The organism is Mesorhizobium sp. M1A.F.Ca.IN.020.06.1.1 (assembly GCF_004023265.1).
In the GTDB taxonomy this organism is placed as follows: domain Bacteria; phylum Pseudomonadota; class Alphaproteobacteria; order Rhizobiales; family Rhizobiaceae; genus Mesorhizobium.
Window position 1 is genome coordinate 1 of record NZ_RZSR01000472.1, and the last position, 4,514, is coordinate 4,514.

At 65.3% G+C, this 4,514-nt stretch carries 5 protein-coding genes and 1 pseudogene; all 6 read left to right on the plus strand.

Translation table 11 applies throughout. The features are described from left to right. Positions 1–251, plus strand: a pseudogene (locus tag EOA60_RS20005) (heme ABC transporter ATP-binding protein); the annotation flags it as partial. Further along, positions 248–1,387: an ABC transporter permease gene (locus EOA60_RS20010; RefSeq protein ID WP_095781077.1), complete on the plus strand. Its 1,140-nt coding sequence runs from the start codon at positions 248–250 to the stop codon at positions 1,385–1,387. The pseudogene EOA60_RS20005 and the gene EOA60_RS20010, both read left to right, overlap by 4 nt. Position 1,388: 1 nt before the next feature. Next, a complete protein-coding gene (locus tag EOA60_RS20015; protein ID WP_095778796.1) occupies positions 1,389–2,360 on the plus strand; it encodes an ABC transporter permease in 972 nt (323 codons plus the stop codon). A gap of 58 nt (positions 2,361–2,418) precedes the next feature. Then, a complete protein-coding gene (cdd, locus tag EOA60_RS20020; protein WP_095823592.1) occupies positions 2,419–2,811 on the plus strand; it encodes a cytidine deaminase in 393 nt (130 codons plus the stop codon). Then, positions 2,808–3,614, plus strand: coding sequence for a purine-nucleoside phosphorylase (locus EOA60_RS20025; protein ID WP_127334733.1), 807 nt, complete (start codon positions 2,808–2,810; stop codon positions 3,612–3,614). Before cdd ends, EOA60_RS20025 begins: the two co-directional genes overlap by 4 nt. Beyond that, positions 3,614–4,514, plus strand: a 901-nt coding sequence (locus tag EOA60_RS20030; protein WP_128311782.1) for a thymidine phosphorylase, incomplete at its 3' end; no start/stop codon positions are given. The genes EOA60_RS20025 and EOA60_RS20030, both read left to right, overlap by 1 nt.

Sequence of the window (4,514 nt, forward strand, 5' to 3'; positions counted from 1 at the left end):
TCGTCGGCCAGCCGACGCGCGGCGTCGACGTCGGCGCCATCGAATTCATCCACAAGCGGCTGATCGCCATGCGCGATCAGGGCAAGGCGGTGCTGGTCGTGTCGGTCGAGCTCGACGAGATCCGCTCGCTGTCCGACCGCATCCTGGTGATGTTCGCCGGCCGCATCGTCGGCGAACGCGGACCGGAAGCGACGGAAGGCGAGCTTGGCCTCTTGATGGCCGGTGTCGAGCACCAGGAGGCCGCCGAATGAGCACGCCTTACGCCAAGCTCCCGGCCTGGGCCGATTATGGGTTGATCCCTTTGATCAACCTGTCGGTTGCTTTCATCGTCGCGGGCTTCGTCGTCATGCTGGTCGGCGAAAATCCGTTCCGCGCCGCCGTCATCCTGGTCGAAGGCGCTTTCGGCAAGGGCACAGGCATCGCCTTCACCTTGTTCTATGCCACGACCTTCATCTTCACCGGGCTGTCGGTGGCGGTGGCGGCGCATTGCAGCCTGTTCAACATCGGCACCGAAGGCCAGGCCTATATCGGCGGCCTCGGCATCGCGCTCGTCTGCCTGAGCTTCGACAGCGTCCTGCCCTGGTGGCTGATATTTCCGATGGCGATCGTCGCCGCGGCGGCGTTCGGCGCGCTCTGGGGTTTCATCCCGGCCTATCTGCAGGCCAAGCGTGGCTCGCACATCGTCATCACCACCATCATGTTCAACTTCATCGCTGCCTCGGTGATGGTCTATCTGCTGGTCGGTCCGCTGAAGCCGGTCGGATCGCAGGCGCCGCAGACACGCAATTTCCTGGCCGGCGCGGAATTGCCGAAGCTCAACTGGATGATCGAATTGTTCGGCGCCAAGATCCGCTCGGCGCCGCTCAACATCTGCTTCCTGCTGGCGCTGGCGATGGCGTTCCTGGTCTGGCTGCTGATCTGGCGCACCAAGCTCGGCTACGAGATGCGCACCTATGGCCATAGTCCGAAGGCGGCGCGCTATGCCGGCATTTCGGAAACCCGCATCATCCTCACCGCGATGATGATCTCGGGTGCGTTGGCCGGCATGATGGCGCTCAACCCCGTGATGGGCGACCAGCACAATGTGGCGATCGATTTCGTCTCGGGCGCAGGCTATGTCGGCATCGCGGTCGCGCTGATGGGCAGGCTGCATCCGGTCGGCATCGTGCTGGCGGCGATCTTGTTCGGCATGCTCTACCAGGGCGGCGCCGAGCTAGCCTTCGAGATGCCGGCGATCAGCCGCGACATGATCGTCATCATTCAAGGGTTGGTCATCCTCTTCGCCGGCGCGCTGGAGCATATGTTCAGGCCCTATATCCAGGCGCTGTTCGCATCGGTCAGCCCGAAATCGGTCGGCATGCAGGCGGTCAAGGGGAAGGGGGCCTGAGATGGACAGTTTCAACGCGATCGTCCAGGTCCTGGATTCCACCATCCGCCTGTCGGTGCCGCTGCTGCTTGCCTGTCTTGCCGGCCTCTATTCAGAGCGGGCCGGCATCTTCGATATCGGTCTCGAAGGCAAGATGCTGGTCGGCGCCTTCGCCGGCGCTGCAGCGGCATCGGTCTTCCATTCGGCCTTTATCGGTCTCGGCACCGCCGTCCTGATCTCGGTCGCCTTCGCCATGGTGCATGGTTTCGCCTCGATCACGCATCGCGGCAACCAGATCGTCTCCGGCGTCGCCATCAACTTCGTCGCCGCCGGCTCGACCATCATCCTCGGCCAGGCCTGGTTCGAGCAGGGCGGCCGCACGCCGGCGCTGCAGCCGGGCGAGCGCTTCGAGGCGATCGTGTGGCCGGGCGCCGAAGCCGTTCGCAACGTGCCGATCCTCGGGCCCGTTTATGCCGAGCTGATCTCCGGCCATTCGATCCTGGTCTACTTCGCCTTCGCGATGGTGCCGTTCACCTGGTGGGTGCTGTTCCGCACCCGCTTCGGTCTCAGGATGCGCGCCGTGGGCGAAAACCCGGCCGCCGTCGACACCGCCGGCATCTCGGTCGCCTGGCTGCGCTATCGGGCGCTGATCTGCACCGGTATCCTTACCGGCGTCGCCGGTGCGTATCTCTCCATGGTCCAGAATGGCGGCTTCGTAAAGGACATGACCGCAGGCAAGGGCTACATCGCGCTTGCCGCGCTGATCTTCGCCAAATGGAAGCCGGTCAACGCGATGTTCGCCTGCCTGCTGTTCGGCTTCCTCGACGCGGCATCGATCCGCTTGCAGGGCTCGCCGCTGCCGATCCTGGGCAAAGTGCCGGTGCAGTTCATGCAGGCGCTGCCCTATGTGCTCACCGTCATCCTGCTCGCCGGCTTCATCGGCAAGGCGATCCCGCCGCGCGCCGGCGGCGTGCCCTATGTCAAGGAACGCTGAGGCTCGGGCAGTCTCGGCAACCGGCAATTTGAACAAGATCGTGGGAGAGAAGAAGGAAATGTCGCATGATCTGTTCGAAGCGGCCAGGACGGCGATGGCCAAGGCCTATGCGCCCTATTCCAAGTTTCCCGTAGGCGCCGCGCTGCGCACCGAGGACGGTCGCGTCTTCACCGGCGCCAACATCGAGGTGGCGTCCTATCCGGAAGGCTGGTGTGCCGAGACCACCGCGCTCGGCCACTACATCATGGGCGGCGGCGGCAAGATCACCGAGATCGCGGTGATCGCCGAGCGCATGGTCAAATGCTCGCCCTGCGGCGGCTGCCGGCAGCGGCTGGCGGAATTCTGCCGGCCGGAGACGAAACTCTATCTCTGCGACAACACCGGCGTGGTCGAGACGGTCACCATGGGCGATATGCTGCCTTACGGCTTCAGGGGCGATATCCTGAAATGAAGGAAGCGCTGGATCATCTGGTCGAGAAACTGGACGGGCTGGCCCCGACCGCGGCGCTTGTGCTGGGCTCCGGCCTCGGTGGGCTGGTCGACCAGGTGGAGGACGCAAGGCGCATCCCCTATGCCGAACTGCCGGGCTTCCCGCGCAGCGGCGTCTCCGGCCACGCCGGCGAGGTGGTGGCAGGGCGTTTCGCCGGCACGCCGGTGCTGATGCTTTCCGGGCGCGCGCACTATTACGAGCACGGCAATGCCGCCGCCATGCGCCCGGCACTCGAGGTGCTTGCCGGCATCGGCATCTCGCATCTCATCCTCACCAACGCCGCCGGTTCGATCGATCCCGAGATGGGACCGGGCTCGGTGATGATGATTACCGATCACATCAACTTCTCCGGCTCCAATCCGCTGATCGGAGAGCCGAGCGACCGCCGCTTCGTTGGCCTCACCGAGGCCTATGATGCCGGCTTGCGCAAGGCGATCGAGACGGCGGCGAAGGAGACCGGCACCGCGCTCCACCAAGGCGTCTACATGTGGTTTTCCGGACCATGTTTCGAGACGCCGGCCGAAATCCGCATGGCGCGCGTCATGGGCGCCAACGCGGTCGGCATGTCGACCGTGCCCGAAGTGATCCTGGCCCGCTTCCTCGGCCTCAAGGTCGCCGCCTGCTCGGTCATCACCAACCTTGCGGCAGGCATGACCGGGGCGGAACTCTCACACCAGGAAACCAAGGACATGGCGCCGGCCGGCGGCGCGCGGCTGGCGACGATCCTGCGGCGCGTCTTCGAGGAAGGTTTGCCGGAAAGCTGATGCTCCCGCAGGAAATCATTCGCCGCAAGCGTGACGGCCACAAGCTCTCGGCGCCCGAGATCGCGGCCTTCATCCAAGGGATCACGGCCGGCACGCTCTCGGAAGGCCAAATCGGCGCCTTCGCCATGGCGGTGTTCCTCAAAGGCATGAGTCGCGAGGAAGCAGTGGCGCTGACGCTCGCGATGCGCGATTCCGGTGACGTGCTCGACTGGTCCGATTTGCCGGGACCGGTCACTGACAAGCATTCGACGGGCGGCGTCGGCGACAATGTCTCGCTGATGCTGGCGCCGATCGTCGCGGCCTGCGGCGCTTATGTGCCGATGATCTCCGGCCGCGGCCTTGGCCATACCGGCGGCACGCTGGACAAGATGGATGCCATTCCCGGTTACGTCAGCCAGCCGGATTTGGGGGGGTTCCGCAAGACGGTGCTCGAGACGGGCTGCGCCATCATCGGCCAGACCGCCGATTTGGCGCCGGCCGATCGCCGGCTCTACGCGATCCGCGACGTGACGGGCACAGTGGAATCGGTGCCGCTGATAACGGCTTCGATCCTGTCGAAAAAGCTTGCCGCCGGGCTCGGCTCGCTTGTGCTCGACGTCAAGGTCGGCAACGGCGCCTTCATGGAGAAGTCGCGCGATGCGGCAGCACTTGCGAACAGCCTGGTCGAGGTCGCCAATGGCGTCGGCCTGAAGGCTTCGGCACTGGTGACCGGCATGAACGAGCCGCTGGCCTCGGCAGCGGGCAATGCGGTCGAGGTGAAGAACGCGGTCGACTTTCTCACCGGCCGGTTCCGCGACCGCCGGCTGGAGGACGTCACGCTGGCGCTTGCCGCCGAGATGCTGCAATTGGCGGGAATTGTCTCCTCCAACCAGGACGGGATCAGGCCCGCGGCCCCCGGCA

Bases quoted from the DNA above. Each gene is read 5' to 3' on its own strand.
- EOA60_RS20010 (WP_095781077.1), top strand. From the start codon at position 248: ATGAGCACGCCTTACGCCAAGCTCCCGGCCTGGGCCGATTATGGGTTG.
- EOA60_RS20015 (WP_095778796.1), top strand. From the start codon at position 1,389: ATGGACAGTTTCAACGCGATCGTCCAGGTCCTGGATTCCACCATCCGC.
- cdd (WP_095823592.1), top strand. From the start codon at position 2,419: ATGTCGCATGATCTGTTCGAAGCGGCCAGGACGGCGATGGCCAAGGCC.
- EOA60_RS20025 (WP_127334733.1), top strand. From the start codon at position 2,808: ATGAAGGAAGCGCTGGATCATCTGGTCGAGAAACTGGACGGGCTGGCC.